The sequence below is a fragment of the Haladaptatus rarus genome, assembly GCF_054177585.1.
This window is the reverse complement of sequence record NZ_JBPEHG010000009.1, coordinates 52,506-77,028: the sequence shown is the minus strand read 5'-3', so window position 1 is coordinate 77,028 and position 24,523 is coordinate 52,506. Positions and strand designations below refer to the sequence as shown.

Sequence of the window (24,523 nt, the reverse complement as noted above, 5' to 3'; positions counted from 1 at the left end):
TCTCCATTAGTACGGATTACAATTAAAAATTCGCTGACAATCGATCCCACTCCGTCGATGGCCTGTCCATCTCGAGTGGCGGTCACGGCGGTAGATCGTCCACCGTCACCTCAGTCGATTGCTCACGATACTCGTCGAGTGTAGCCTCGACCCAGGACCGGATGGTTTCGTTTTCTGTCTCAATAAGTGCGACGGGAATGCCGTGGTCGTCGGTCGGTGCCAGCATTGTGGTCTCGTCTGCGATGGCGAGAATGAACGGAATCGCGTCGTCGTACTTGTATATCTTTACACGATCCGATTCGAGACCCTCGCGAATTAACTTCGCCGACTCCGGATCAGCCAACGCCTGGTCGAGCGTCTCCGCTGAGTTGATCGATTCGACCCGTCGGTCACTCTTCTGGAAGCCCTCGGCGCGATTCCGGTGATCTTCCTGAGTTCCCGGTGGGGCCGAGTGGACCAAGATTTTGCCACATTTGGCTCCAAAGAACAACTCCGTCAATCGGTCGACGGGGCTAAACACGTCACCCGCTTCCGGCGTCGTGACGGTGGCGTCGCCGAACTGTCGAATATCAAAATCGATCTGGTCGGTCGGGAATTGCTGGATTACGTCGCCGAGGCGCTGGACGGTCTCGACTGTGCCCAGTAACTCGGTGAACTCCTCGAAGACGAGTTCACCAAACGGGGTGAGTGTGTACTCGTGGCCTCGCCGTGCGACCCAGTTGCGGTCCTCGAACGCTCCGAGAACGCGCCCCAGCGTCGGCTGAGAGATGCCCGTCTCGTCGTGGAGATCGCCCCGCGTTCGTGGCCCCGATGCGAGGGTTCGGAGCACCTGGACGCGGTGGGGCGACCGGGCGAGAAAATCAACGTCGTCGAGTGGAGTATCGGTCACCATTGAATGCTGAACCTCGATAATGACTAATTATGAACGACTCGCCTAATAAATATACATGCCTCGCTCTTCGCCTGCACACTCGTTTCGGGTGACAGCAAACGGTTTCAATTACCTGTAGAGGGTTCGATTCGGTTTCAGGGGGTGAAACTCTATCAGACGGCATCATGATAGTGGGCGACTGCGATAGATGGTATCATGAGTCCGACGTTTACCGGAGTCGTTCGGGGCACGGGGAACGGTCGCACTTGCCGGAGACTCCCATGAGTCTAGAACGCAAGGACCCCCACAATCACCGCGAGTGGCTAAAAGAGCGTGACCTCACGCCGGTTGAGCGGGGGTATCTGATAGTTCTGCTGTGGCTCGACCGACGACTCCGTATCGTGGACTATCTGGAGTTCTTGGAGACCTTGTACTATAAGGTCAACATGCAGATGCCGAAAAGCCACACCGAGCAGTACGGACTGGACAACAAATTCTGGTACTGGTATCCACTGTACGCGCTCGGATCGTTCTCAGTGATTGCGTACGTGGTCGCAGCGATCAGTGGCGCGCTGCTCGGGTTCTACTACTCGCCCTCGACGGCGGCCGCCCAGGGAGATCCATCGGCAGCGTACCAACAGTTGACGCTGATCATGACTGACCTCAACTTCGGGTTCATGCTTCGGAGTATCCATCGCTGGTCGGCACAGGTGATGGTCGCAGCGGTGTTCCTCCACATGCTCCGTGTCTACTTCACGGGCGCGTACAAGGAACCCCGCGAAATCAACTGGCTCCTCGGCATCATCCTCATCAGCCTCACGATGATCTTCGGATACACGGGCTACCTGCTTCCGTGGGACCAGCTCGCGTTCTGGGCTGGACAGATCGGCGTCGAGTTGTTCCTCTCCGTCCCGCTCATTGGTGAATGGATCGCCCAGCTACTGTTCGGCGGCTTCAGCCTGAGTCAGGCGACGCTACAGCGGATGTACATCATCCATGTCTTCCTGTTGCCGTTCGTCATGACCACGCTCATCGCGATCCACATCGGCATCGTCTGGCTGCAGGGTATCGCAGAACCACACTGATGCGGGGCCATCTTACTCCGTGTTCGCCAACTGTGACTGCTCGTCAGGAACTGGCACGACGCTCGTGCGAGACGGCCACCAGTCAGCTGGCGCTGAAGTTAGAGACCGTGAACGCGAATGGGCTGCCTGCCGAAAGGATTCACAATCGGGTGACTCGCTGGACTGCGATTCATCGATGATGCGCTACCTTCGCTGCGCGACTGGCCGACTCCTGCCATCAGGTGCCATGTCCGGAATCGATTCGCGCCCATCGACACGCACAATCACCAATAATTATACTATGAGATATATCGTCTCGGACCAAAGGTGACTAACCATCAAAGGATTCGAACCCATGGGAATCACTTCAGAAACTGACCGCCCCCCTGGTCCGCAGGGGCAGCCACTTATCGGAACCGCGTTGCAGTCGCGGAGGGCACTCGAGTTCATCACCGAGAATGCGCGCACGTATGGTGATGTCGTCTACTACGAATTCCTCAATGAATCGATTTGGCAACTCAATCATCCCGACGACATCGAATCTGTGCTCGTTGCAAACAATCAGGATTTCGTCAAGAGCCACCTGACTCGCGACGTGCTCGGCCCCATTCTCGGTTCGGGGTTGTTCACTAGCGAGGGTGATGCGTGGCGGGAGCAACGACAACTCATCCAACCGACTTTCCATCCAGATCAGATTGCTGTGTATTCGGCCCTCATGACCGAGTCCACCGACCGATTATGCGACTCGTGGTCCGATAGGGATCGAATCGATACCCACGAGGCGATGATGGGACTGACGCTCGACATTGTTGCCCGAGCGCTCCTCGGTGCCGATATCGGCCGTGATGTCGAAACGATAGGGCGGAATCTCGAAATCGTTCTCAACCGTCTCGGTAGCATCTCGTATCACATCTGCCCATCCTGGGCCCCGACACCCGGGAACCGGCGTTTCAAACGGGCAGTCACCGAGTTGGAAACCGTCGTCGATCGGATTATCGATGAACGGCGAGGTGACCCAGACGGAGACGATGTGGTGTCGAGACTCCTTGCCTCCAAGAATGAACGAGGAGAGCCGATGAGCACGCGACAACTGCGAGACCAGGTGATGACCTTTTTGGGTGCGGGCCATGAAACGACCGCGCTGGCGTTAACCTACACGTGCTATCTGTTGGCCACGCATCCTGGCGTCGAGCAGCGCCTCGTCGAGGAGCTCACCACTGTTCTCGATGGGACGCCACCGTCGATGGATGAAGTGAGTGATTTACCGTTCACCGAACGGGTGGTAACGGAGTCTCTACGGTTGTATCCTCCGGCATACGATATCCACCGCGAACCGGTTGAAGACGTCGTTATTGGTGGATATCACATTCCTGCAGGCGTTACCGTTTCGCTCCCACCATGGGTCGTTCACCGAGACCCACGGTGGTATTCTGATCCACTGGCGTTTCGACCCGACCGGTGGACCGATGAGTTCCGAGCGGAGCTTCCACGACTCGCGTACTTTCCGTTCGGGGCCGGTCCTCGCCGGTGTATCGGGGATCGATTCGCCCTTCTGGAGACGACCGTGGTACTCGCGACTATCCTCCAGCGATGTCATCTCGAACTCTGCCCGGAGACGTCGTTGGAAGTGGAAGCAGTGATCACGACACGTCCCAAGCGTCCTATCTGGATGAAAGTTCACGAGCGGGAGGCATACACCGAGTCGGCGTGATAGAGATTAATAGCGCATACCTCCATCTTCAGGGGGAGGTCGAGCGATAGGCATAGTCCGTCCGTTCTCCGGTACCGTACACGGCTGGATTTCGCCCGCGTATGCGACGGTTGCGATGGCTGGCGCGTTCATCCCCGATTTGACGAATATCAAGCTCGTCATCAACAGCGGGACGGTCGAACAGCTACTGGGAATCCCATTTGGCTGGGGTGCACTCCACACTGCTGGCGGTGCCCTCGTCGCAGTCTTCATCGGTGTGACAATCGTCGCACCGCACGAACGAAGACGGGTGTTCGCCCTCTTGAGTGTGGGCGCACTCTCGCACCCGCTCGCCGATGGCCTCCTCCAGAAGCCGTCCGGACACTCGTGTGCGATAGTCTGGCCGCTCACCCAGTATCATCCGCCGACGCCGGGGCTGTACTTGAGCACGCAGGCCGAACCGATGCTCGTCGCTGCCACTGTTGCGCGTGTACTTCACTTTGTCACGCGCTATCGTTCACAGCGTTGACCACTTCTCCGCAGAAGATATGGGAAGAAAGGGAGATTATAGTATACAGTCTACCACTTGCCCCCGGTGAGTATCCATGGAACAAGTCATCTCTGCGGTGGCGAGAAAGCCCCGCCGTATACGGGAATGATATCACTCACTTACCTAGCTAGGTGAATATATTTTGGTCGAAGATTCAACCTATCACGAGATCGCACTGCAGACAAAACCGCGAGACGCTGCGTTTCTCAGAATCAAGTATGGCAAGACCTTAGACAACGCGGCAATTGTCGACGGTGTTACTGGTCACGATGTCGAATGGGATCCATCGACTTCCTATTCAAAGACGTCTCTTCGACGCAAGCTCGCCGATCTGAAGTCACGACTGCTCTGGTAGAGATAGCAAAAGTATGACTTCAGGGTGTTACGTTGCCGTTCTCTTGGGTTCTGTTTCTGTTTATGAGAGGGGTTAGTGCCTGTTAAGACGTCGCCAGCAAATTGATCTCAAAACGAAGCTCGGTGTAGATCGAAGCTGAGAGGCTTATGAGAAACTTTCTCGGCGGTACGACCGCAGAGCCGATTACTCGTGTCTACACAGTGCGTCATCGAAACAGGAAGCCCCTCCCTCAAGCGCGAGCCGTCAGGCGAGCGGTAGGGTGGGGTAGTTCACTCATGATTCACTGTCTAGTAGTTCAACAATCCCGTTCGTGCCATCGACACGAATCCGCTGACCTGACTGTATTTTCCGGGTTGCATTGCGGACAGAGACGACCGCCGGAATCCCGTATTCGCGTGCGACAAGGGAACCGTGACTCATCTGCCCACCCACTTCCACGACGACTCCGGCTGCATTCAGAAACAGCGGCGTCCAACCCGGGTCGGAAGATGGGGCAACGAGAATCTCACCCTTTTCAATCCGCTCTTCACTCGGATTCCGAACAACCCGAGCGACGCCTTCAACAGTCCCATCTGAAACACCAGTTCCCATCAGTGCCCCCGCTGGAATGTCTTCGCGTTCACTCTCACCGCTCAGAGCTTCACCGTCACTCGCCAGGACCGGCGGTGCATCCATCGAGACGTGACGTTGAAATTCGGCGCGGCGAGCTGCGACATCGACGTCGACCGATTCGTCATCGAGTAGGTCGAACAGTTCCGCTTTACGAAGGAACCATACATCGTCAGAGTCGACGAGTTTCCCTTGCGAGGCCAGCCGTTCGCCAGCGTCACGAAGTACATCGTGCCATGCCGCGTAGAAGTATGCAACACCGTGTTTTGGATACTCACGAGTTTGAATACCATCGCGATACGTCCGGATCAGTCGACTGACGAGGCGTCGACGGAGTGAACCAAAGAGCCTGTTGCCTGCTCGTTGCTCGAGCCGTTTTCCTGCCGCCGCCGCCTCCCGTTCCAATTCGTGGACGCGGTCGCGGTGTTCTCCAACGTCGCTCGTCTTGACTGTTGATTGAACAATTGACAGCACTACCGACGGATCATCTTGCCATCGAGGACGACTAATGTCCATCTCTCCGGTCGCTCGGTGACCGAAGGAATCGAGGAATTCTGCAAGTTCAGCGCAGAATTCGTCTCCGCCTTCCACAGCTTCGATTGCTTCGAGTGATGCATCACGATTGAGGTCTTCGACGACGGCAGGATACTCTCGCGCTACATCCGCAAGGTCACCGATTCCGAGATTGACCTTCGTCAGCATTTCCTCTGGCAAGCCCCTCCCGACAGCGTTGATGTCATCAGGAGCATCAGGGAAGTGTCGTTCAAGTTTGCCCTCTGCGGCATTTCCGGCGATAAGTGAACCCATTGCTGGAAACTGCGTGGCCTCCCTGGGAATGTCAAAGACAGCACGAACTTGCCCAGCTGTGTCTTCAGGAGACCGCACCTGGGAGGCGATGTTCTGCCCCCACGTCTCCCATTTTGCCTGTTCGCGCTCTGGAGACACAGGGTCACCAATGAACGCGCCAACGAATCCACCAAACACCGTGATTAGGTGAGGGATGGATTCCCGCAGCAGCGTCCAGGCCGAACTCGCAACAGTGGGTAGTGAAGCAAGTCGTTCCAAGAGCGTCCGGTCCCGATGAAACTCCTCGCCCCGTCGGTCAAGGAGGTCGCCGATAGCGGCTCCCATCTGCTTGTTTGCCTCACCCATTCTCTCAGGAAACCGTTTTCGCAACAGACTGGAGCGGAGTGGAGGTGATACGTTGAGGTAGATGCGCCCGCCTGCCTCGACCACCCACTGTGTATCGGGGTCAAATCCGTATTCGGTAAACAGTGTTTGAACGTACGACTTCCAGATGTCTACCACGAGTGGAGGCATCGCTTCAGCGAACGACTGCCCGTGTCCCATGCTGATGTAGACATGGAGACGATCGTCATCTGGAGCGGGTGAGGGCAGCGGGAACAACGACGTAATCGGTCTGGACTGCAGGATGATGACCTCGCTGTCTGTTACTGACCACTCGATGTCCTGCGGTCGATCGAAGAGTTCCTCGATCTCTCGTCCGATCTTGACCAGTGTATGCACCTGGTCGTCGGTGAGTACCCGACTCGATCGTTCGGAGCTCGGAAGTTCGACCGTCTCCGTCCCTCCGTGGAGGCTGCGGCGAACTGCAACCTGCTGGTCACCGACCTCGTAGGTGCGAATATCGCCCGTCCGAGCATCGACTGTGATGCTGTCCGCGTTCACTTCTCCAGAGACAAGCGCCTCGCCGAGACCGAGAACCGACTCGATGGAGGTAGTGTGGCGGTTCCCCGTCCGTGGGTCGGCTGTGAAGAGCACCCCCGAGACGTCCGGAGAAACCATCTGCTGAACGACGACTGCAATCGAGACATCCTCCTGTGAAATCCCATTCTTCGCTCGATACGCGATAGCTCGATCAGTGAACAGACTCGCCATACAGTCACGGATGCGGTCGATGACCGCATCCACCCCCTGTACGTTCAGGAATGTCTCCTGTTGCCCAGCGAACGAGGCATCAGGGAGATCCTCGGCCGTCGCACTAGACCGCACTGCGTATGTCTCCGTTGAGGAGGTTCCTTCCTTTTTGAATATCCCCCTGATGGAATCCCGAACGTCCTCTGGGAACTCTAGTTCCTGTATCTGCTTCCGCACGGTCGCGCCAACGTCTGCAATCGCTTCTGAATCCGTCGGTTCGAGTTCGGATAGCGACGCAATCACCTCTCTCGTCGGTGTATCGATGAGCTGTTGATATGCGACGGTTGTCACACAGAACCCGTCCGGAATCGGAAACCGCGAAGTCGCAAGTCGTGCGAGGTTTGCTCCTTTCCCGCCGACAAGCTCACGGTCAGTCGCTGCAGGATCGCTTAATGAAATGACGGCCGGGTTATCAAATCGCGCTCCCCCGATTTCACTCATTAGAGAAGTCCTCGGAGTCCTGCTCTCGCGTCAGCCCTGCTGCGACGGCCGTAATGAGTGTCTCTCGAACCTGGGGATATCGTTCGTCCCCGATGCGGTCTTTTTGCCGGGCGAGTCGAACGACAGCCCTGATCGTGTGGGCAATCGTTTCTGGGTCCGATCCCTTGATTTTGCCGTCATGGTACCAGCTCTCGATGTACGGAAGGAAGTGGTCTATCGCACTCGCTCGTTTCTCAGTTGCTTCTTCGTCCGGAATTTGCTCGCGTATACGGGGAAGTTCCTGTTCGTCTATGAGGACTTGACGGAATATCGGATTGGACTCTATTTCGTTGAGAGACTGTTTGAGTAGTGCCGCGATTGCAGTCTCTGGATCATCATGTGTCTCGAACGATTCCCGCAACAATCGGGGAATCACTTCTTTGCTCTCTTGCTCTAGGATATCGATGTAGAGCGCTTCTTTAGAGTCAAAGTACTGATAGAAAGTGCCAGTGCCAATGCCCGCTGGTTCGGTGAGTTCGGATATTGTTGTCTTACGGATACCCTGTCGAGTGAACAGTTCTCGACCGGTATTACGGAGCGATTCTTTGACTTGGTCTCGTTTCTCCTCTGAAAATGAAGGCATAGTTTCTGGTGAGTCTTGATAGTGCGATCTGCTTCGTGACTACTAGATTTGCGCTATCTGAATATTTGAACGTTTGGTTCAGACGGTCACAACCGGGTTTCTTCGCTGGGAAGATTCTGGTACAGTAATGCTGACAGTCCATCTTGCTGTCTCGGGCTAGTTCGCTTCCCCTCATCGAACGAAGAGACTCTTTCGTCCTCTTAGAGGACGCGAGTAAGTGTTCGTTCGCACAGTATGAGGGCACGCTGATCGAACTCCATGTCTGCAATGGAAACATCCGACGTGTACTGTGTCGATGGGAACGTCGCACCGGGAACGACCCTCCAGCTCACCAAGTTTTCCCGACCCGAGCGTATCAGCCCTCTTACCGAGCACTCAGCTTACGCCACTCGCCGCCCTACTTCTCCTTCGAGATGCCGACGACTGCCACCGAACGAACGACCAGAACCGACACGCGAATGAAAGCCGTAACGGCTAGAGAGTACGGCGGACCGGAGGTACTCCGACTCTACTCGGCGCCGAAACCCACTCCGGGACCCGACGAGGTCTTAATCCGCGTCCGCGCGTCCACCGTCGGACCGGCCAACTCGGCCATGCGCGAGGGACGACCGTTCCCCGTTCGCTTCTTTAGCGGCCTCCGACGACCCACGTCTATCCCGGGCGACGCGTTCGCCGGTGAGATCGCGGGCGTCGGCAGGGACGTTACGCGTTTCGCCGTCGGCAACCGGGTGTTCGGGACGACCGCGCCCGAGTCGGGCGCGCACGCCGAGTACGTCTGCGTCCCCGAGGACAGCACGCTCGAACTGACGCCCGCCGGGGTGAGCGACGCCGAGGCCGCCTCCGTCGCCGACAACGGCCTCACGGCGATGCTGTTCCTCCGGGACGTGGCCGACCTCCAGTCCGGCCAGTCCATCCTCGTCAACGGTGCCTCGGGCGGCATCGGGACGTTCGCCGTCCAGCTCGCCGCCCACGTTGGCGCCGAGGTCACCGGCGTCTGCAGCACCGGGAACGTCGACCTCGTGCGGTCGCTCGGCGCCGACGCAGTCGTCGACTACACGACCACCGATGTCGCCGGGACGGGCGAGACGTACGACGTGATCTTCGACGCTGTAGGCAAGGGGTCGTTCGCGCAGTTCGAGAACGCGCTGAACCCGGGCGGGCTGTACATGACGACTGTCCCTTCGGTAAGGATCCTCCTCGACATGGCCCGGACGAGGCTGGTCGGCGACAGGCGGGCTGTCTTCGCAGCCACGGGGATGAAGCCGACGGGTGTGCGGAAAAAATACCTCGGGGATCTAAGGGAGCTCCTCGACTCCGGGGTGATCCGCTCAGTGATCGGACGGCGGTACCCGGTAGCGGAAATCGTCGAGGTGCACCGCTACGTCGACACCGGGCACAAGCGCGGGACTGCCGTGGTTACGATCGACTGACTGGCCAAACCTCAGACGAGTCGAGACCACCGAACGCAGCGTGGGAGACGTCGAGGAGTCAGTCCACCCGTCGTCGGTAGGATAATACTCGCCATTCGTCTTACTGGAAGCTGATATTATATCTATTTGGAACTATCTATCGAAAAGTGTGTACCAGAACCATAGCACTCCTGTCCTCGCTAATTTTCTGCTATAGTCAGGCTTCGAGTGGTCGTATAGAAGGATCGTATAACAACAGTCGAGAAACGAACTGTCCTCTAGAGAGGTGACATGCTACTCAATCTGGTGCTGGCTGAATGATGTGGAAGAGTGTTTGAATAGGGTGTGGACTACGCTGCTTTCACGTCTTTCAGTAGGGCGAGGAGTTTTTCGATTGAATCGTCGTCAGCACAAGCGTCGCTTCGAGCCAAGCGAGTTCTCGACTGAAGTCATCCGGAACTTTAATGGTTTATTTTTACTTGTTCTAGAATATTTATATGAATGATAAAACTGGTGACACCGGCCGTTCATCGGTGGTTTCCGCTCAAAATATTCGCCGAACGTATCATTTTGGCGAACCTGTCCATGCATTAGACGGTGCCTCACTGTCCCTCCCTGAAGGTTCGTTCACTGCCGTCATGGGCCCGAGTGGCTCGGGAAAGAGCACGCTGATGAATCTCCTCGGCTGCCTCGACACGCCCGACGAGGGCACTGTCGAGATTAATGGCCAATCGGTCACGACGCTTTCCGAGAATGAGCGAGCACGGCTTCGTGGCACTGAAATCGGATTTGTCTTCCAGACATTCAACCTGATGTCGCGACTGAGTGCCGCTGAGAACGTCACCCTTCCGATGGTATTCCACGACGCTGTCAGCGAGGGTCACCGATCGCGCGCGTTACAGCTACCTCAAACGCGTTGGACTTGGTAATCGTCTTGATCACGCGCCAAACGAACTTTCGGGCGGCCAGCGCCAGCGCGTCGCCATCGCTCGCGCGCTCGCAAATGAACCGTGTACGACTTCTCCCACGGCTGAAGCCATGAGCATTCTCCTCGAATCACTGTACTCTTACAGTGGTTCTCCAAATCGATTATACGAAGCAACGTCCGCTAACGTCCGTCGGTGTTTCGTACCCATCCCCGACCCGTTCGGGTAGCCAAAGCCGACAATTGCACCGACGACGAACTCGTCCGGAATATCGAATCGATCGTTGAAGACGCCCTTCTCGACACCGGTGTAGATGCAGGAGCCAACGCCATGATCCCAGGCTGCAAATTGCATGTGAGTGATCGCGCGACCGACGTCAACCCCATGAGAGGGGTAGTCGCCAGTCAGCTACCCACGACTGACGTCGTGGGCTTGTCCCCATAGTGGGAAGTCGGCCCACGCCATCGGAGGCTGAGACCTTGATTGCAACCGGCCACGTCCGGTGTGGCCGATACTCTCGATTTAATTATCAGTGGCCGAAACCCTGATTTTGGGGCTGGCTGACTCTCAGCCCATCCCACCCGACACGTTTGGCCGGAAAGGAGTATTCGAAAAACGCATCGAGGGCACTCAAGCCTTGCGATTTCCGTCTTTGCAACCAAAGACGGGCGATTCCTCCCACGACTGACATCGTGGGCTTCCTCGCCCTGCATTTTATGTGAGGACGACAACGGCAAAGGCAGCGTCGGCGACCCACGTTCCGGTGGGGCTCATCGCGGCCAGGTCATCGAGAGCGTCGTCGATCAGAAGGAAGTGCCAATCTTGTCGATTCCGACTCGACGGTGCCAATCGTGCAGCATCGACGACTGCATGTTTGATGTCGTCTGAAACTGGCGCGTCGCCGTACTCTCGAACTTCGAGTCGGCGTTCGATAGCCTCTGTGAAATCCATATACCTACTTCTTGCCGAACGACTATATACAATCAAGGCGGCAATCGTGATGGTAAGTCGTTCGCCGGCTACATAGTCATATTCGAGAGAAATAGAGCGATCCGCCGATCGTGAGTATTAGCATCCCGAACCACATTAGCAGCAACGCCATCCCCGTTCTCGTCTGTGTGATCACACCACTCTGATTCACGGCCGACGAACCAAGTACCCAGATCAGTGCGCCGAATAAGAGCACACTGCAGAGAGAGCTACCAACGATAAAAACCGAGAAAGCCAAATTGGATGTCTTTGCATATGAGTTTGATTGGCTCATTAGTGGTGGCTCTCTCGTCACGGCGGAAGTTGTTTGCTATGTCTTTCGATCACAACATTGTACGTCACGGCCGCATCCCCATACCCCGGGCGGCTCTTGGCGTACCAGTCTTCTGTACGTACAGAAATTCGAGGAGAAAGCCCACGACCAACGTTGTGGGAGGGTGTTACGTTACTTCGAACCCACATATACCTATGGCAGGAAACGCCAGTACCACCCAGTCGTCTCTTCGAGTATCGTCGTTGCAGCGCGCGATAGAAGAACGAATTGCGAACCCGCTGTTCCGGTCGGCACTCCAATCACGTTTCCACTGGATTGTGAGCAAATGGCTGATACTCGTCTCATATGTCGGTTGTCGGAGCGGACGAACGTACACATTCCCGGTCGCGTATCGCCAAATCGACGATGCGGTCGTTGCCGTCACGCCGAAACATGAAAGTAACTGGTGGCGAAATTTCCACGACTCTCGAGAATGTCGCGTATGGCTCCGTGGCACCGAACACACCGCCACCGGAGAACTCGTCACTAGTGACGAACGTGGATTGCTTCTCGGTGAGTACTTCGAGAACCACAGACTCCTCGGACGAATGCTCGGGTCTGATATTGATTCAGCAGCCTCACCCGCCAAACTCGCCGCAGCGAACCAGAACTTAGCCGTCGTTCGATTCACCCTCGACGAGATCTGATTGATACACGCTCTCTATTCAGCACGGGACTCCTGACAATAGCATGGCAGTTCGTCAAGTCGCTGCTGAATAGAGGGCGCGAATCGGTCACCAGTAGTCGCAGTCTAGGGTGGACTCAAAATGACAAACACAGAGTGTACGTGTATCGCTTCACATCACTCAGAGTCGCCGTAAATATTTGTCTGTTCACCTCATCAATAGGAATATGGAAAAGTGGAAACTCAGAGCGATACTCATGCCGCTCGGGCTATTCGTTCTCTCGGCTGGAGCGTACTGGTCAGTCCTAATGGGTATCGTTCCGTTCGACCTCGATGCGCCACTCATGTTCGCGGCGATCGCAGGGGCGACTGCTCTCGGTGCTGTGAAGATTGATGCACGGACACCAGCGCTTACTGCGGGGGTGGCAGCTCTCGGATTTGCCCTTGCTGCCGCAAGTGTGGATGGGATTTTCGGAGTGGGCGACTCAGCGATTCTCGTCGGGGCAGCGCTCGCAACGCTCGGTGTGTTGAGCTATACAGTCAGTATGGTCTACCACATCGGGACCCGTATCCGCACCGTGAGTCCGGCCTAATCTGCACGGATTCGCATCTTACTGCCGCGATACACATACGCTCTCCCTATCGGTCAGTTCCACTCGTATAGTGGGAGACGAAGTGCGACGGTTTGCTGACTACAACCCTCTGCGTCGGTTTCGACGTTCCTGACATAATTCGAGTAGTTCGTCGGGGCTATGCTGCATGCAGGACGCGTATCTTCCATTCCCTACTCTCTGGTTGGGGAGTTCGGGGCGCGGTGATTCGGTCATCCCGCCCATCGGGCTCCTCAAACAATCAACTCACAACATACTTCTCGATTACCGCACAACTCATGTGCATGAACCGCCGTGCCCTCCTCACATCGCTTAGTGCGCTCGGTATCTCGGGGGTTGCCGGGTGTTCGAGTGTTCTAAACGACGACATCCCTGCCGGGAGTCTCCAGTTCGAGAATCAAGATAGCCTCCCTCACATCATTGGAATGTCGGTCGTAGACGTTGGCGCTGAATCAGGGACGGACTCTGATGGATACAGCGTCTCTGGTGACGTGACCGTTCGACCTCAGCAACGAGAACTGACGGCCTCCTCGTCAGTCGCTCCCGGTGAGACGCAGACGTTCAAACACATCTTCACTGAATCCGTCTACTACCTAGTCGAGTTCACACTCGACGGCGCGGTTCCCGAGACTAGTGGGCAGATTCCATTCAATCCGTCACCGTCTTCGCGAGAAAACTACAATGTGTTAGGCGGAGTTGTATTCCCATCCGGTGAGTTCTCGTGGCAGGTGAGTTCGACGGAAAACGCTGGTCGATTCAACCGATAGGGCGAACGCCCTGTGGCAACTGATAGATACATCCTCTGGGCCTTGTTTAGACGCGGTGCAGATCGTCTTCTACGGCCGTTATCCAACCAACGAAATCTGGTTGCGAGACCCTCACGGGCTGGCTCTGTTTGACCGACATAGCCACTAACCAGTGTCTTCTAAAGCGTCTAAACACGGCTCATCCTCTGTATTCAGCACGGCACTACTGACAGCGACTGGGTAGGTCATCGCACTCGTGCTGAATAGAGGGCGCAAGTGTATCACGAGCGAGTGGTCACAAACGAGGCGAATGGATCGTTCGATACAGAGGGCTGGTCTATCACTCGGAATTATAGAATTGCAGTGCGAGAAAACCTACGACTTCAGTCGTGGGATGAATCGCCGTCATCGGTTTCAAACACTGAAATCAATAGATTTGAGTGCCCTCACCACGCATCTGGGTTTGTCGATTCGATGGTTTCCCATCGGATTCTGACAGTCCGAAAATTGGCAGTTGACTCGGTGTTTGCCGCATCAAAACGTGAGCCCTCGGACATGCAGACCGACACAAAACAATCAGGTACCTCCGAGTCTTTCCCATGATAGGAGTAACGGGGGCGTGGCACTCCCATCGGCGTGTCGGGTCGTAAACCCGAGGTTCCCAAACCAACGCAACCGGGCGTGGGAAGCCCACGACTTCAGTCGTGGGAGGATGTCACGCGTTAGTCCGTTGTTGAACACTCATGAACGAAGTGGCGCTCTCGGGATCCGCCTACGAGATCGGAGAACAGTATGGAGAGATGTTGAAAGAGGGGGGTTTTCGACCGGAACCCATTACCGACGAGCAGCGCCAGTTCGTTGCAGACTGTGTTCCGCTGGTGGAGGATGCCGCCCCTGCCATACTTGACGAGCTTCGTGGTATCGCAGATGCAGGGGATTGGTCGCTCGAACGTATCCGCGTGATACCACTCGCGCTCGGATGGGATGCCGGGTGTACAGTCGTCGCCCTCTCTGGGGAGCTAACCGCAGATGGAACACCAATTTTCGGTCGAAACTACGATTTCTCCACCGAGTTCGCTGATTACGCGACACTCTATCGAACGGATCCAGACAAAGGGCTGGCGCACGTTGGGTGTTCGGATCACTGGACCGGTCGCCACGACGGTGTCAACGAAGCTGGACTCGCAGTTGGGCACAGCTTTGTTCCCCATCGGGGGCTCGAACCGGGGGTCATGTTCGCGCTCGCCGCTCGAACTGTGCTTGAAACCTGCGAGTCGGTCGATGATGGGGTCACCTTCCTCGAACGAGTGCCTCACGCCCGCAACACCAACTTCTTGCTCGCTGATTCGACAGGATCAATCGCACTCGTTGAGGCAAGCCCGGACGAGGTGACGACGACCGTTTTCGATGGCATGGGGGTGGCGACTAACCACTTCCAGACGCCAGCGATGGCTGTCCACGAGCCTGACGATGACGGACGCTCGGATAGCGACGCGAGACTGACAGCCATTCACGATTGGACGAATGCCGCGTCTGGCCCGGTTCAGCTTACAGACTTGCAGCGTACGTTAGCGAACCCCGAGACGGGTATCTGTTCGTGCGTGAACGAAAGCGATAAGTCATCGGTCGAGACTCTCTGGTCGTGGACGGCGATACTGGATCCGCCAGAGGCTCACCTCGCAAGCGGGCGACCCGACAAGAATCCGTACGTCCCCGTTATGATGGAGCACAATCGGTAGATGCGCCCCACACAATATCGGCTGAATCAGCCCTCACACCGTGAAATCAACCAACAACCGGTGCTGCATACAGCCTCTCTATTCAGCACGATGCTTCTGACAGGAACTGGGTAGATCACAGGCGACGTGCAAGATACAGGGCGCGAGTCGGTCACGAGCGAGTGGTCTAACGATTCGATTGGAGCGATCGATACAGAGGTCCGAGTTATCACGCCGAGACGCATTTTACCGAATATCGGTTAGAACCGGCGTGCGAGATACAGTGGATTGGCTCTGTTGAAATCCTCAGTGAGTTACACGTTCGCCCGATAGTTTGACTAGATGCAGTCCCTCCCGAAGTCGCGGTTACTTCGGTTCGTGGAGCAGGCATTCCACTTGGCTCAACGAGCTGTCGCCCGCTACTCCTCAAAGTTTTCAAAACGCCGCTACACACTCCACCAGCACATCGTTCTACTCTGTCTCAAAGTTCGGAAGAACACGACGTACCGGAGGCTTCTCGACGAACTCATTGAGATGCCCCGCATTCGGAGAGCCATCAATCTGGACGAACTCCCTTCGCCCTCAACGTTGTGCAAAGCGTTCAACCGGATCGATATGGCAGCCTGGCGAGTCCTGCTCAACCTCTCGGTCACACTCCTCCCGACCAACGGTGTCGTCGGGATTGATGCATCTGGATTCGACCGCAGTCACGCCTCGAAGCACTACACGAAGCGCACGAAGCTGACTATTCAGCAGTTGAAAGTCACACTTCTCGTGGACACGAGAGCTAATGCTATCATCGATTTACACGTAACAACGACACGAAAACACGACACCCAAATCGCACCGTCGCTTATCAAGCGCAATGCCGACGAAGTGGGGACTCTCCTCGGAGATAAGGGGTATGACGACCAGATGATCCGCGCGTTAGCCCGTGAAAAAGATGTTCGTCCGCTCATCAAGCACCGAGAATTTTCTTCGCTCCACAAGGCATGGAACGCTCGGCTGGAGACCGATCTCTACAGCCAACGGAGTCAGAATGAGACGGTGAACTCCCGTCTCAAACGGAGATATGGGGCATTCGTCCGCTCACGTCACTGGTGGAAGCAGTTCCGTGAACTCGTTATCGGCTGTCTCGCTCACAACATCGATAAGACACTCTGAACAGTGGATAGAGATGAAAGATAGATCGAACCAAGTTGTGATATCCCTGGTTCTCGTCAGAAGCGCCGTGACCGAGATAGAGCACGAAATCAGCATGAAGAACAGTACTCGGTGATGATGTGCCCCTCTGCCCGCTGGAGGATTCGGCTGACAACGGATTTGTTCACGTCCAGTCGGTCAGCGAGATCGCTCAACGTACACCGGCGAGGTGAGTCATAATATCCGTGCTCAACTGCCAGTTCAACGACTTCCTGTTGCCGGTTAGTAAGTGCATCCCCTGCTCCGTCTATCCCAGAAATCTGGACGAGGTGGTATTCTATCTCCCCAGCGTCTAGCTCATCGCGGCACGCCGAGAGTTGCTTTCGTGACGCCGTGATGTCTCCGACAAACCATCCGTTTTCCAGTCGTAGCGGAAACGATGGAACGACCCCCGAATCCGCCATTGCTCCGTGCGGTGGAGGCGTTGGCGTACCCACCTCGAAAAGAATCTTTCCGGCTGTCGAGTGTCTGATTTCGACATCGGTGAGAGTGGGGATCGATGAAAGCGTCTCCTTGAGAGAGGGCAACCCAATAGTATACGTTTCGACGAGCACCCTGAGGTTGCCATCAGTCGGCCATGCACCCAGCATCTTGAACTCGGTTTCAGGATGTTGCTCTGACAGGGCAACGAGTGCTTCGTTGGACTTGATTTTCAGTGTCGCCTGTGGCATGGGTCCAGTTACTATGACTCAACTGTTCTCTACCTCTCCGCCCAACTGTTGCACGAGTCCGAGCTGGTCGCTTTGCGTCCACGTCTCGATAAGTTTCCCGTCCTCGAAGCGATTGATCTCGATGGCTGTGAGTTCAATTTCCTGTCCGGTTGGTTCGACACCGAACATCGGCCCTCCCTCGTGGGTGCCCGTCATCGTCCACCGCAGTGCGACCTTCTCGTCAGACCCCAGTATATCCTCTACCGTGATCGTCATGTCCGGAAAGATGTCTCTTGTTCTGCGCGCCAGTGCTCTGTACAGGGCGGGCCCCTGCATTTCGGCTGCCAGTTCCCGGTCGTGGATATGGTACTCTTCATGAACTAATTCGTTTGCTGTTCCTGGGTTCGATTCGTTCCAAACATCTTCATACAGCCGGATGAGTGTGTCTTCCGGTGTCTGCATATCACCTGTTACTCCTGCACCCAGATTGGTAGTTATGGTCAACATGTTGCCATCGGCGTGTTGGAAATTCCCGGTGTGAATGGCATTATTCCGCGCTCAAAATCTCCGACTGGCTCGTCTGATATGATGGATAAGCGTTGTGTATGCAGCAGGTTCGCGTAATTATCTACGGTATTGGTAGTTTCTCTATCAATCAGCTCGCACACCTACCTAACGGATATTCCGGCAGGAAAGATGTTGAGAGAATAGGATTTCAACAGAGCCAGAATAGCATTCGTCTTTAGCTAAGACTCACACCTCGGTTGCGTAGCGGTAGCGAGCGTCTCTTGCAGTATCGATCGTTGCTTGTGGATCTTCTGCGCGTCCTCGATCAACCGCTCCAACAGCGGTGGTGGCGAGTAGCCGAGATACTCACCCAGTTCGTGGAGGATGAGCTGGGCGTGCGACCGGAAGGTCGCCGCCCAGCGTTCCGGCGGAAACACGATCTCATCATCGGCCTGCTCGGTGACCAGATCCAACAACTCACGGCTCACCAACAGTGACAGCAACGCCGCGTACAGCAGAATTTCCACGACATCCGGGTTGCTTGTGTTGAACTCGTCCAATTCGTACTGCGTCTTCAACTCACGGAACAGCGTTTCTACCTCCCATCGACACCGATACAGCGTCGCTAAATCCGCCGGCAGGAACTCCTCTCGCGGCAGGTTCGTGATGTACAGATGGTAGTCGTCGGCGTCCCCGTTGTGGACGCCGACGACGCGGAACCGCTTCGTGTCCAGTGAGCGCGTTCCCTCGTACTGCCCGCGCTTGAACTCCACTTCGACCTCAACGTCGATGTACTTCCGCGAGAGGTCATCGACCACATCGTGGATCTGCTCGCCTTCCAAGGGAATGGCGCGCCCGCGCCATTCCCGTAATTCTGCCGTTATCACCGGATTAGCGCTCTTCTTCAACCGACTCACGAAGTAGCCGTCGTTCTCGTCGATTACCGCAAAGCGGCGGTACTTGAAGTACGCTAGGTCGAACAAAACGAGCCGTCCGCACAGCCACGACCCCGTCTTAAACAGCGTGCTGTCGTGCGTTTTCTCGTCAGTCACGTCGAGTCGTTCAATCGTTTGGTCGGTGGCGTTGTGGAGCAGGTGGAGCTTCGCTCCAGCCTGCTCTTCGTGGCGGGCTTGGAACTCCTCGGAAAGGAACTCGGGCAACCGCAACACCGTTCCATCCGCGATCATCACGTCTCGGAATCGGTCGATATCAGCATCAACAGTGTCGTGAACAGCGACCTCGTCGAGACCGCGCTCGACGAGGTCGCAGAGGTACTCTGCGAGTGCTGGCGTCAACCGGTGATAGAAGCCGCCGGGAGAGATCGTCTCGTCAGCTGTCGAGTTGTAGCTCCGTCTGAATCCAGCGAGTGTTCGGCTCTCGCCTGCGGCGAAGCCGAACACGAGCGCCCACACGAGGACAGGAATCTGGAGCTTTCCGTCTCGTTCGACCACACCGAGTTCCTCGGCGTGATCTTCGAGGAACTCGGAGGGAAACAGTGTAGTAAGCCGACGCATGATTCTCGATGAGGAGGCGTTTGTGTGCACAGCGGACATCTCCTCATTCCTCTCGAAAAGTAGCCTCGATAAGCCGCGGCTATCACGTGATTCTACTCTTAGCTAAAGACGGATGGTGACGTTGTATACTGGTAGCTTGTGAGTAGTTGATTGGCGATGCCGTGAGGTCGATCCAATGACCCCTGCCACCAGCTATGAAAACAGAGAGATACCGCTCACCGACTGCACGATCGTATTGATGCACGAATGTGAGCGGTGCATATCACAACACAGGAACCGCTCAGCTAAATGAATTCTGGAGAGTTACGCTTCTGTATCGACTGGCACCCGCTCGAATCCCATCGTCAAAAAGTCACTGTCGAAGGCAAACATATGCTCGATCTCGTGCTCTCGAGCAAGCACTGCACTCGTTTGATCGACAAAGGAAATCTGCTGGTCGCCAAAGCGATCGAACTCCTCACACGCCGCATCGAACGTCGCCTTGCCCACCAGTAGGATATTGAACGTCCGTGATTGGCGAACCGTCGAAAGGGCCTCAACGGCCGCTGTGTGACCAATCTGGTACAACATCAACGTCGCAAACTCCGAAAGCACATAGCGACTGGTGAACATCGGCCCATACTCACCGGCTTCCATGCCATCGAAGACCGCATTTGCCTGTTCGTGATTTACATCGTTTTCGTCAAAGGCAGCGTACAACCCACCGGTATCAACAAACAACGGTAGTGGACGACTCATTTCGACCGATTCCCATAGAGGATGTCATCCACGTGCTCGGACGCATCAGTCGGCTCTCCAGAGCTGTAGGTCGTCCGTGAAAAGATCGGGTCGCTCGGATCCACTTCACTCACCGAATCCTCATCGACAAGCCACCACACGACTCGCCCGGCAGTTTGACGGCTCTTCACTCGGCCCTGTTCCTCGAGTTGTCCGAGTTTCCGCCGGGCAGTCTCTCGTGAACAGTCAAGGGCATCAGCGACATCACCAGAAGTCACTACTGGTCCCTCTACCTCCTCGAAGATAGCGAGTACGTCGGCGAGCGTCACCGTCTCGACGTACCGCCCAGAATCACTGCGGTCTTTGGACATACTCCACAGTACACACTACTGAAGTATAGTCCTGGTGGTGTATGCCATGTGGCGAATACCAACCTTTATGACCATGTGGCGTATACAATATGGTAGGAAGAACGGTGCTCTCGGGCGTGTAGAAACGCGCCGGGTGTTCTAGCATCCGGCACTGGTCTTCCAAAACCTGCTAGAAGACCATGAGTACAAAATTATCCGCAGCCCTTGAAGCTGACGAGACGGCACAGAAACGCGCACAGGCCGAATAATTTGCCTTCGACGTCGATGCCCCCGGACTCGTTGAAGTCACCAACGAGAGCCACGAGAACCCCGCAGCCCACCAGTACACCGTCTCCATCGACGACGTGACCGAGGAACTGCTGGCCTGCACGTGCCCGCACCACGTCCACCGCAATGCCTTCTGTAAACACATGGCCGCCGTCAACGACGCCATCGGCGATGTTAGGGAGATTGCAGGCGCTTAAACCTCGCTCTTTACGCGTAGGGAGATGTCATTCGGCTGGATCCCTGTGCACAGTGAGAACAGGGATGTCGGCGTGCCGCACTATAGCTTCAGTAACGCTTCCTAAAAGCGTTCGTTTGACACCTGTTCGGCCGTGAGTACCTAAGACAATCAAATCGATATCGTGCTCAGGTGCGTACGTAAGGATCTCATCGCGGGGAATTCCCCGACGAACAGCTGTTGTGGCTTCGATATTACTCTCTTTTGCCCGCGCAGCAACCGCTTCTGTTACGCGGTGGCCGTTTTGCTCAAGCTTCTCAATAAGGCTGTCCAGACCCGCGAATCTGTCTCCATCACTAGCAACAGACGGTGGTTCAACAACGTAGAGAACGTGCAATGTAGCATCGTGCGTTTCTGCGATGTTAAAGGCCGTCTCAATAGCTGGCATAACTGCCTCACTACCATCAGTTGGAATGAGTATTCGGTTGAACACGCGAACTCCCCCGAGCTAATATCGATTTGAGCCACGATATATGCTCGGTCGCAAAGAAACAGAAACCCGATCCATGCGCCAATATATATCTGATATCTACCTATTCTCAGTACCTCACAAAGCATCCTCGCCTAACCGCTTCTGAAGCCCAAGTTCTGTGTCCCACCAGTTGAACTGACGATTCTTGGTGAGCCGAGCAAAGACGGATCGACAGGGTGCCGTCGCTGTCGGCGGCGATCCGCCGCCGACGCGACAGCGTCGCCACTCATGTCGCAGGCTAGCCCGGTCGGTGGCTACCGGACAAACCGATCGTCCGGGGGCCGATTTGCGGGGACGGCCCGACGCACCGCGAGGGCCGTCCCCGCTGCCCGTCGGATGATGTTGATGAACTCTTTGAATGACCACTGCCAGAGGCGACGCCCGCCTCGGCGGGGCGTCGCCACGTACTCCCAATGCAGATACCGCCAGACGTTCTGTAACAGCAAGCTCACCACGACGAACAATAGCCGTACGACTGGATTCTGTGTTGAGGTGGTCGCAATACTTTGCTCGGAGAGCCGATAGCTGGCCTCGATACCGAAACGCTTCGCGTAATGGTATCGAGCATCTCGTGGCGAGTCGATAAACGGCGCGTCAGCGGCGTAGCCGTGACGCGCCACACCATGGTCGTCGTAGCGTCCTTGCTGGTAGGTACAGTCGATGTAGACAGGAAACTCGACGGTCCAGCTATGACCGTCGAGTTTCGCCGTCAGATCGTGTTGGATGACGCGACTCCAGCCTTCCGAGAGTTCCTGCTTGATCGTCTTTCCCCAGCGGACGATTGGCATCACGTAGGCGTGGTTGTGTGCCTGAAGCAGCGTCAAACACTTGCTATCGTAGAATTCGCGATCAAGGTAGACGGCCTTGACGCTAAGGTCAAGGCCGTCGAGGATACCGAGAAACTCTGCGAGGACACTGCTGGCGGTGTCGCCGTCTTCGAGACGGCGCACCGCCAGCGTGTAGCGTTTGTTCCTCACGCGTGCGTAGAGTGTTGCGTAAGCGTGAAATGCAGTGGTTCCGCGTTTCGCTTCCGAGTGATAGAGACTGTCTGTGTCATCTTCGTCACCGTAATAGGGCCGCAGGTGGAGGTCTGCGACGACCTCCACCTGTTCGGGGAGGACTTCAAGTACATCTCTCTGGAGAAGCATGTTTCCGACTCGTTCAACCGACTCAAGATCGAATTTCTCGCGGAGATGATACAGAACCGTGTTTTCGTGGGGTGCATCTTTGCTGTTCTCACAGAGCTTGGAGACCGAGGTCCCGTCGGCGCGTGCGCCGACGAGGACCTCGTAGATGTCTTCAGCATCGATTTCAGCATTGTTGCCGAGGTCGAGAGCAACTTCCTCGTCAAGCGCGTTGACGAGGAAGTTAAGGAGCTGGTCCTCGTGGATTTCACCGTCTGCTTGCTGGGTTGTAAACACACCTTCAGCAAGCAGACGTCTCAACTAACCGGCTTTGTGAAGTACTGATTCTGGGTCTCAGTTGGCCGCGGCCAACCTTGTCACGACAGCACTGGTGATTGATCGGTTGCTCGAGGCGCCAATACGTATCGATGGCTCTGAGGGTGAGTTTGAAGGTCTACGGCATCTTCTCCAGTGATCGGACGGTATCTGACATGGTCCACGCCGTCTCACTATCCGGTTCTTCGATACAGACCGCAAAAAATGAATCACGACCCTCATCAACAGTAATTCGGTACCCACTGGATGCTAATTCTAAACCTTCGTCAAAAGGTGATTCAACTGTCGTCACACTCGCCATCAGAGCCAGCAATAAATAACAACCGTGTATTGAAACAGATGCTACCCAAGGATTCTTTTCATGGTTAATATTTTTCTTTGAAAAATATGCCAGATATCAACCCTCGAACTCATCGACGTCACCAATGAGAGCCACGAAAACCCCGCAGCCCACCAATAGATGGTCTCCATCGACGACGTGACCGAGAAACTGATGGCCTGCACGTGTCCCCACCACGTCCACCGCAACGCTTTCTGCAAGCACATGGCTGCCGTCTACAACGCAACTGACAACGGAACGCTCGAGGCCCTCCCTCCGAGGACAACGACTCCGAACTAGAGGACTGTGACGGCCTCGACGACTTCTCCTGCTGGTCGTACATGAGAGAAGATCAAAAATATTAAACATATAAGTTATAATTATATATATGTATTAATAACATACCATAATGTAAGATTGACCTGTATAGTGGATTTTGTAAATTATTAGTTTTTAACGCTGGAAGTGATTGATTCTACTCTCTCGACATCGGACCGTCGGTCGCATAGCTTCATCGCCCGTTCTATCGCTGGGTGAAACACGTATGGATGGGAGCTATTTTTCAAATTAATTCGAACAAGTATCGCGGTCGTGTCGTGGATTTCGAAGCGAACAACGATTTCACAGCGGTCATCTTCAACTTCGTAGCGTATCTCCATGGTCTGCTCGTCTATTCTGCGCTCTTTTTCGTTGATCAATTTGAACATTACAACTCACTTCCTGTGAAGAATAGTCAATCTTTTTTGATTCGATGAGAGGTTATAAATCATTAAATTGATGTTATAATAGCCGATTCACCTTGACCGTATCTACAGTCCAGCGAGCGATCACAGCAGGACACTCAGACTAATGTATTGCTGCGAGAATATCATTCATAGACCGCCCCTGATCATCGTACTGACACACTTGATTTTCGCGTCTAACGAGCAACTACCCATTCGATGGGCCATCGTCAACGAACGATGATGCACACAGAGAGGAAACCAACTCCGGTTGTCCATCCTTGCTGAAAACGAGGTGGGTGTGGGATTTTACAAGTCGCATGACTCCGAACGGCTTAGGACAGAAGAAATCGAGTTCGATAGATATATGTAGAAATAATAATAAGTGCGTTAAATCTCTCTAGTAGGTCCGCGTAACCACTCAACGGCTATTTCACACATAGAAAGGCCCGGATAATTGAATTTCAACAAAGCCAACCAACGATTCGATGCCACCCTTCAATGAGGCAGTTCGTGAAATCAGTGGTTGAATTGTAAGGATCGATTAACGATCAGGACGCATTCGGTCTGGCTTCATTGTAGAGGTTCGTCAATGACCGACGACGTAC

24 protein-coding genes and 1 pseudogene are annotated in these 24,523 nt (G+C 55.2%); 12 read left to right on the top strand and 13 right to left on the bottom strand.

The genetic code is table 11. The features are described from left to right. Positions 1-82 precede the first annotated feature (82 nt). On the bottom strand, positions 83-892 hold the full coding sequence (locus ACR3FE_RS18385) for a helix-turn-helix transcriptional regulator (RefSeq protein ID WP_458208883.1): 810 nt from the start codon (positions 890-892) through the stop codon (positions 83-85). A gap of 260 nt (positions 893-1,152) precedes the next feature. On the opposite strand from ACR3FE_RS18385, the gene ACR3FE_RS18380 reads away from it, so the two are divergent. The 3 genes from ACR3FE_RS18380 to ACR3FE_RS18370 all read left to right on the top strand — a co-directional run bounded on the left by ACR3FE_RS18380 (position 1,153) and on the right by ACR3FE_RS18370 (position 4,154). After that, positions 1,153-1,956: a cytochrome b gene (locus tag ACR3FE_RS18380; RefSeq protein ID WP_458208882.1), complete on the top strand. Its 804-nt coding sequence runs from the start codon at positions 1,153-1,155 to the stop codon at positions 1,954-1,956. Positions 1,957-2,290: 334 nt separating this feature from the next. Beyond that, positions 2,291-3,646, top strand: a complete 1,356-nt coding sequence (locus tag ACR3FE_RS18375) for a cytochrome P450 (protein WP_458208881.1) — start codon at positions 2,291-2,293, stop codon at positions 3,644-3,646. 16 nt (positions 3,647-3,662) lie between these two features. Beyond that, positions 3,663-4,154 carry a metal-dependent hydrolase gene (locus ACR3FE_RS18370; RefSeq protein WP_458208976.1) on the top strand — a complete coding sequence of 164 codons (492 nt, stop codon included), beginning with the start codon at positions 3,663-3,665 and terminating at the stop codon, positions 4,152-4,154. A gap of 649 nt (positions 4,155-4,803) precedes the next feature. Here ACR3FE_RS18370 and ACR3FE_RS18365 read toward each other — a convergent pair. Then, a complete protein-coding gene (locus ACR3FE_RS18365) occupies positions 4,804-7,518 on the bottom strand; it encodes a PEP/pyruvate-binding domain-containing protein (RefSeq protein WP_458208879.1) in 2,715 nt (904 codons plus the stop codon). Then, complete coding sequence (locus tag ACR3FE_RS18360; protein ID WP_458208878.1) at positions 7,511-8,140, bottom strand: TetR/AcrR family transcriptional regulator; 630 nt, start codon at positions 8,138-8,140, stop codon at positions 7,511-7,513. The genes ACR3FE_RS18365 and ACR3FE_RS18360 overlap by 8 nt, the downstream gene beginning before the upstream one ends. Before the next feature lie 413 nt (positions 8,141-8,553). Between ACR3FE_RS18360 and ACR3FE_RS18355 the strand changes: the two genes are divergently transcribed. Both ACR3FE_RS18355 and ACR3FE_RS18350 read left to right on the top strand, forming a co-directional pair. Continuing rightward, complete coding sequence (locus ACR3FE_RS18355) at positions 8,554-9,570, top strand: NAD(P)-dependent alcohol dehydrogenase (protein ID WP_458208876.1); 1,017 nt, start codon at positions 8,554-8,556, stop codon at positions 9,568-9,570. 476 nt (positions 9,571-10,046) lie between these two features. Then, a pseudogene (locus ACR3FE_RS18350) lies at positions 10,047-10,560 on the top strand (ABC transporter ATP-binding protein); the annotation flags it as partial. 56 nt (positions 10,561-10,616) lie between these two features. Here ACR3FE_RS18350 and ACR3FE_RS18345 read toward each other — a convergent pair. Both ACR3FE_RS18345 and ACR3FE_RS18340 read right to left on the bottom strand, forming a co-directional pair. Further along, positions 10,617-10,883 (bottom strand): nitroreductase family protein, encoded by a 267-nt coding sequence (locus tag ACR3FE_RS18345; RefSeq protein ID WP_458208975.1) that lies wholly within the window; start codon positions 10,881-10,883, stop codon positions 10,617-10,619. A 306-nt stretch (positions 10,884-11,189) separates the two neighbouring features. Further along, on the bottom strand, positions 11,190-11,426 hold the full coding sequence (locus ACR3FE_RS18340) for a nitroreductase family protein (RefSeq protein WP_458208874.1): 237 nt from the start codon (positions 11,424-11,426) through the stop codon (positions 11,190-11,192). Positions 11,427-11,933: 507 nt separating this feature from the next. Here ACR3FE_RS18340 and ACR3FE_RS18335 point away from each other — a divergent pair. From ACR3FE_RS18335 to ACR3FE_RS18315, 5 genes are all read left to right on the top strand, one after another. Beyond that, a complete protein-coding gene (locus ACR3FE_RS18335; RefSeq protein ID WP_458208873.1) occupies positions 11,934-12,425 on the top strand; it encodes a PNPOx family protein in 492 nt (163 codons plus the stop codon). Positions 12,426-12,630: 205 nt separating this feature from the next. Then, positions 12,631-12,996: a hypothetical protein gene (locus ACR3FE_RS18330; RefSeq protein WP_458208871.1), complete on the top strand. Its 366-nt coding sequence runs from the start codon at positions 12,631-12,633 to the stop codon at positions 12,994-12,996. A gap of 302 nt (positions 12,997-13,298) precedes the next feature. Continuing rightward, complete coding sequence (locus ACR3FE_RS18325) at positions 13,299-13,781, top strand: hypothetical protein (protein WP_458208870.1); 483 nt, start codon at positions 13,299-13,301, stop codon at positions 13,779-13,781. Positions 13,782-14,503: 722 nt separating this feature from the next. After that, on the top strand, positions 14,504-15,499 hold the full coding sequence (locus tag ACR3FE_RS18320) for a C45 family autoproteolytic acyltransferase/hydolase (protein ID WP_458208869.1): 996 nt from the start codon (positions 14,504-14,506) through the stop codon (positions 15,497-15,499). Positions 15,500-15,820: 321 nt separating this feature from the next. Further along, complete coding sequence (locus ACR3FE_RS18315) at positions 15,821-16,642, top strand: IS5 family transposase (RefSeq protein ID WP_458208867.1); 822 nt, start codon at positions 15,821-15,823, stop codon at positions 16,640-16,642. Between the two features lie 89 nt (positions 16,643-16,731). Here ACR3FE_RS18315 and ACR3FE_RS18310 read toward each other — a convergent pair whose 3' ends face one another. The 6 genes from ACR3FE_RS18310 to ACR3FE_RS18285 all read right to left on the bottom strand — a co-directional run bounded on the left by ACR3FE_RS18310 (position 16,732) and on the right by ACR3FE_RS18285 (position 20,820). Then, a complete protein-coding gene (locus ACR3FE_RS18310; RefSeq protein ID WP_458208865.1) occupies positions 16,732-17,352 on the bottom strand; it encodes a helix-turn-helix domain-containing protein in 621 nt (206 codons plus the stop codon). Positions 17,353-17,370: 18 nt separating this feature from the next. After that, a complete protein-coding gene (locus ACR3FE_RS18305; RefSeq protein ID WP_458208863.1) occupies positions 17,371-17,793 on the bottom strand; it encodes an ester cyclase in 423 nt (140 codons plus the stop codon). A 284-nt stretch (positions 17,794-18,077) separates the two neighbouring features. After that, positions 18,078-19,352 carry an IS4 family transposase gene (locus ACR3FE_RS18300; protein ID WP_458208973.1) on the bottom strand — a complete coding sequence of 425 codons (1,275 nt, stop codon included), beginning with the start codon at positions 19,350-19,352 and terminating at the stop codon, positions 18,078-18,080. A 303-nt stretch (positions 19,353-19,655) separates the two neighbouring features. Then, positions 19,656-20,090 carry a type II toxin-antitoxin system VapC family toxin gene (locus ACR3FE_RS18295; protein WP_458208861.1) on the bottom strand — a complete coding sequence of 145 codons (435 nt, stop codon included), beginning with the start codon at positions 20,088-20,090 and terminating at the stop codon, positions 19,656-19,658. Further along, positions 20,087-20,440: an HTH domain-containing protein gene (locus ACR3FE_RS18290; protein WP_458208859.1), complete on the bottom strand. Its 354-nt coding sequence runs from the start codon at positions 20,438-20,440 to the stop codon at positions 20,087-20,089. Before ACR3FE_RS18290 ends, ACR3FE_RS18295 begins: the two co-directional genes overlap by 4 nt. A gap of 191 nt (positions 20,441-20,631) precedes the next feature. Next, complete coding sequence (locus ACR3FE_RS18285; protein ID WP_458208857.1) at positions 20,632-20,820, bottom strand: hypothetical protein; 189 nt, start codon at positions 20,818-20,820, stop codon at positions 20,632-20,634. Between ACR3FE_RS18285 and ACR3FE_RS18280 the strand changes: the two genes are divergently transcribed. Then, on the top strand, positions 20,785-20,904 hold the full coding sequence (locus ACR3FE_RS18280) for a hypothetical protein (RefSeq protein WP_458208856.1): 120 nt from the start codon (positions 20,785-20,787) through the stop codon (positions 20,902-20,904). The two genes, ACR3FE_RS18285 and ACR3FE_RS18280, sit on opposite strands and share 36 nt — an antisense overlap. A gap of 27 nt (positions 20,905-20,931) precedes the next feature. On the opposite strand, the gene ACR3FE_RS18275 is transcribed toward ACR3FE_RS18280, so the two are convergent. Beyond that, positions 20,932-21,330, bottom strand: coding sequence for a universal stress protein (locus tag ACR3FE_RS18275; RefSeq protein ID WP_458208854.1), 399 nt, complete (start codon positions 21,328-21,330; stop codon positions 20,932-20,934). Between the two features lie 338 nt (positions 21,331-21,668). Continuing rightward, positions 21,669-22,835: an ISH3 family transposase gene (locus ACR3FE_RS18270; RefSeq protein WP_458208853.1), complete on the bottom strand. Its 1,167-nt coding sequence runs from the start codon at positions 22,833-22,835 to the stop codon at positions 21,669-21,671. Positions 22,836-23,334: 499 nt separating this feature from the next. Here ACR3FE_RS18270 and ACR3FE_RS18265 point away from each other — a divergent pair, with 499 nt between their 5' ends. Further along, positions 23,335-23,493, top strand: coding sequence for a hypothetical protein (locus ACR3FE_RS18265; RefSeq protein ID WP_458208852.1), 159 nt, complete (start codon positions 23,335-23,337; stop codon positions 23,491-23,493). Positions 23,494-24,523 lie beyond the last annotated feature (1,030 nt).

Excerpts from the sequence above, each read along its gene's own strand:
- ACR3FE_RS18295 (WP_458208861.1), bottom strand. The coding sequence starts at position 20,090 with ATGAGTCGTCCACTACCGTTGTTTGTTGATACCGGTGGGTTGTACGCT.
- ACR3FE_RS18330 (WP_458208871.1), top strand. The coding sequence starts at position 12,631 with ATGGAAAAGTGGAAACTCAGAGCGATACTCATGCCGCTCGGGCTATTC.
- ACR3FE_RS18290 (WP_458208859.1), bottom strand. The coding sequence starts at position 20,440 with ATGTCCAAAGACCGCAGTGATTCTGGGCGGTACGTCGAGACGGTGACG.
- ACR3FE_RS18355 (WP_458208876.1), top strand. The coding sequence starts at position 8,554 with ATGCCGACGACTGCCACCGAACGAACGACCAGAACCGACACGCGAATG.
- ACR3FE_RS18375 (WP_458208881.1), top strand. The coding sequence starts at position 2,291 with ATGGGAATCACTTCAGAAACTGACCGCCCCCCTGGTCCGCAGGGGCAG.
- ACR3FE_RS18275 (WP_458208854.1), bottom strand. The coding sequence starts at position 21,330 with ATGCCAGCTATTGAGACGGCCTTTAACATCGCAGAAACGCACGATGCT.
- ACR3FE_RS18340 (WP_458208874.1), bottom strand. The coding sequence starts at position 11,426 with ATGGATTTCACAGAGGCTATCGAACGCCGACTCGAAGTTCGAGAGTAC.
- ACR3FE_RS18360 (WP_458208878.1), bottom strand. The coding sequence starts at position 8,140 with ATGCCTTCATTTTCAGAGGAGAAACGAGACCAAGTCAAAGAATCGCTC.
- ACR3FE_RS18300 (WP_458208973.1), bottom strand. The coding sequence starts at position 19,352 with ATGCGTCGGCTTACTACACTGTTTCCCTCCGAGTTCCTCGAAGATCAC.
- ACR3FE_RS18265 (WP_458208852.1), top strand. The coding sequence starts at position 23,335 with ATGGTCTCCATCGACGACGTGACCGAGAAACTGATGGCCTGCACGTGT.
- ACR3FE_RS18310 (WP_458208865.1), bottom strand. The coding sequence starts at position 17,352 with ATGCCACAGGCGACACTGAAAATCAAGTCCAACGAAGCACTCGTTGCC.
- ACR3FE_RS18315 (WP_458208867.1), top strand. The coding sequence starts at position 15,821 with ATGCAGTCCCTCCCGAAGTCGCGGTTACTTCGGTTCGTGGAGCAGGCA.
- ACR3FE_RS18380 (WP_458208882.1), top strand. The coding sequence starts at position 1,153 with ATGAGTCTAGAACGCAAGGACCCCCACAATCACCGCGAGTGGCTAAAA.
- ACR3FE_RS18365 (WP_458208879.1), bottom strand. The coding sequence starts at position 7,518 with ATGAGTGAAATCGGGGGAGCGCGATTTGATAACCCGGCCGTCATTTCA.
- ACR3FE_RS18385 (WP_458208883.1), bottom strand. The coding sequence starts at position 892 with ATGGTGACCGATACTCCACTCGACGACGTTGATTTTCTCGCCCGGTCG.
- ACR3FE_RS18325 (WP_458208870.1), top strand. The coding sequence starts at position 13,299 with ATGAACCGCCGTGCCCTCCTCACATCGCTTAGTGCGCTCGGTATCTCG.
- ACR3FE_RS18320 (WP_458208869.1), top strand. The coding sequence starts at position 14,504 with ATGAACGAAGTGGCGCTCTCGGGATCCGCCTACGAGATCGGAGAACAG.
- ACR3FE_RS18305 (WP_458208863.1), bottom strand. The coding sequence starts at position 17,793 with ATGCAGACACCGGAAGACACACTCATCCGGCTGTATGAAGATGTTTGG.
- ACR3FE_RS18335 (WP_458208873.1), top strand. The coding sequence starts at position 11,934 with ATGGCAGGAAACGCCAGTACCACCCAGTCGTCTCTTCGAGTATCGTCG.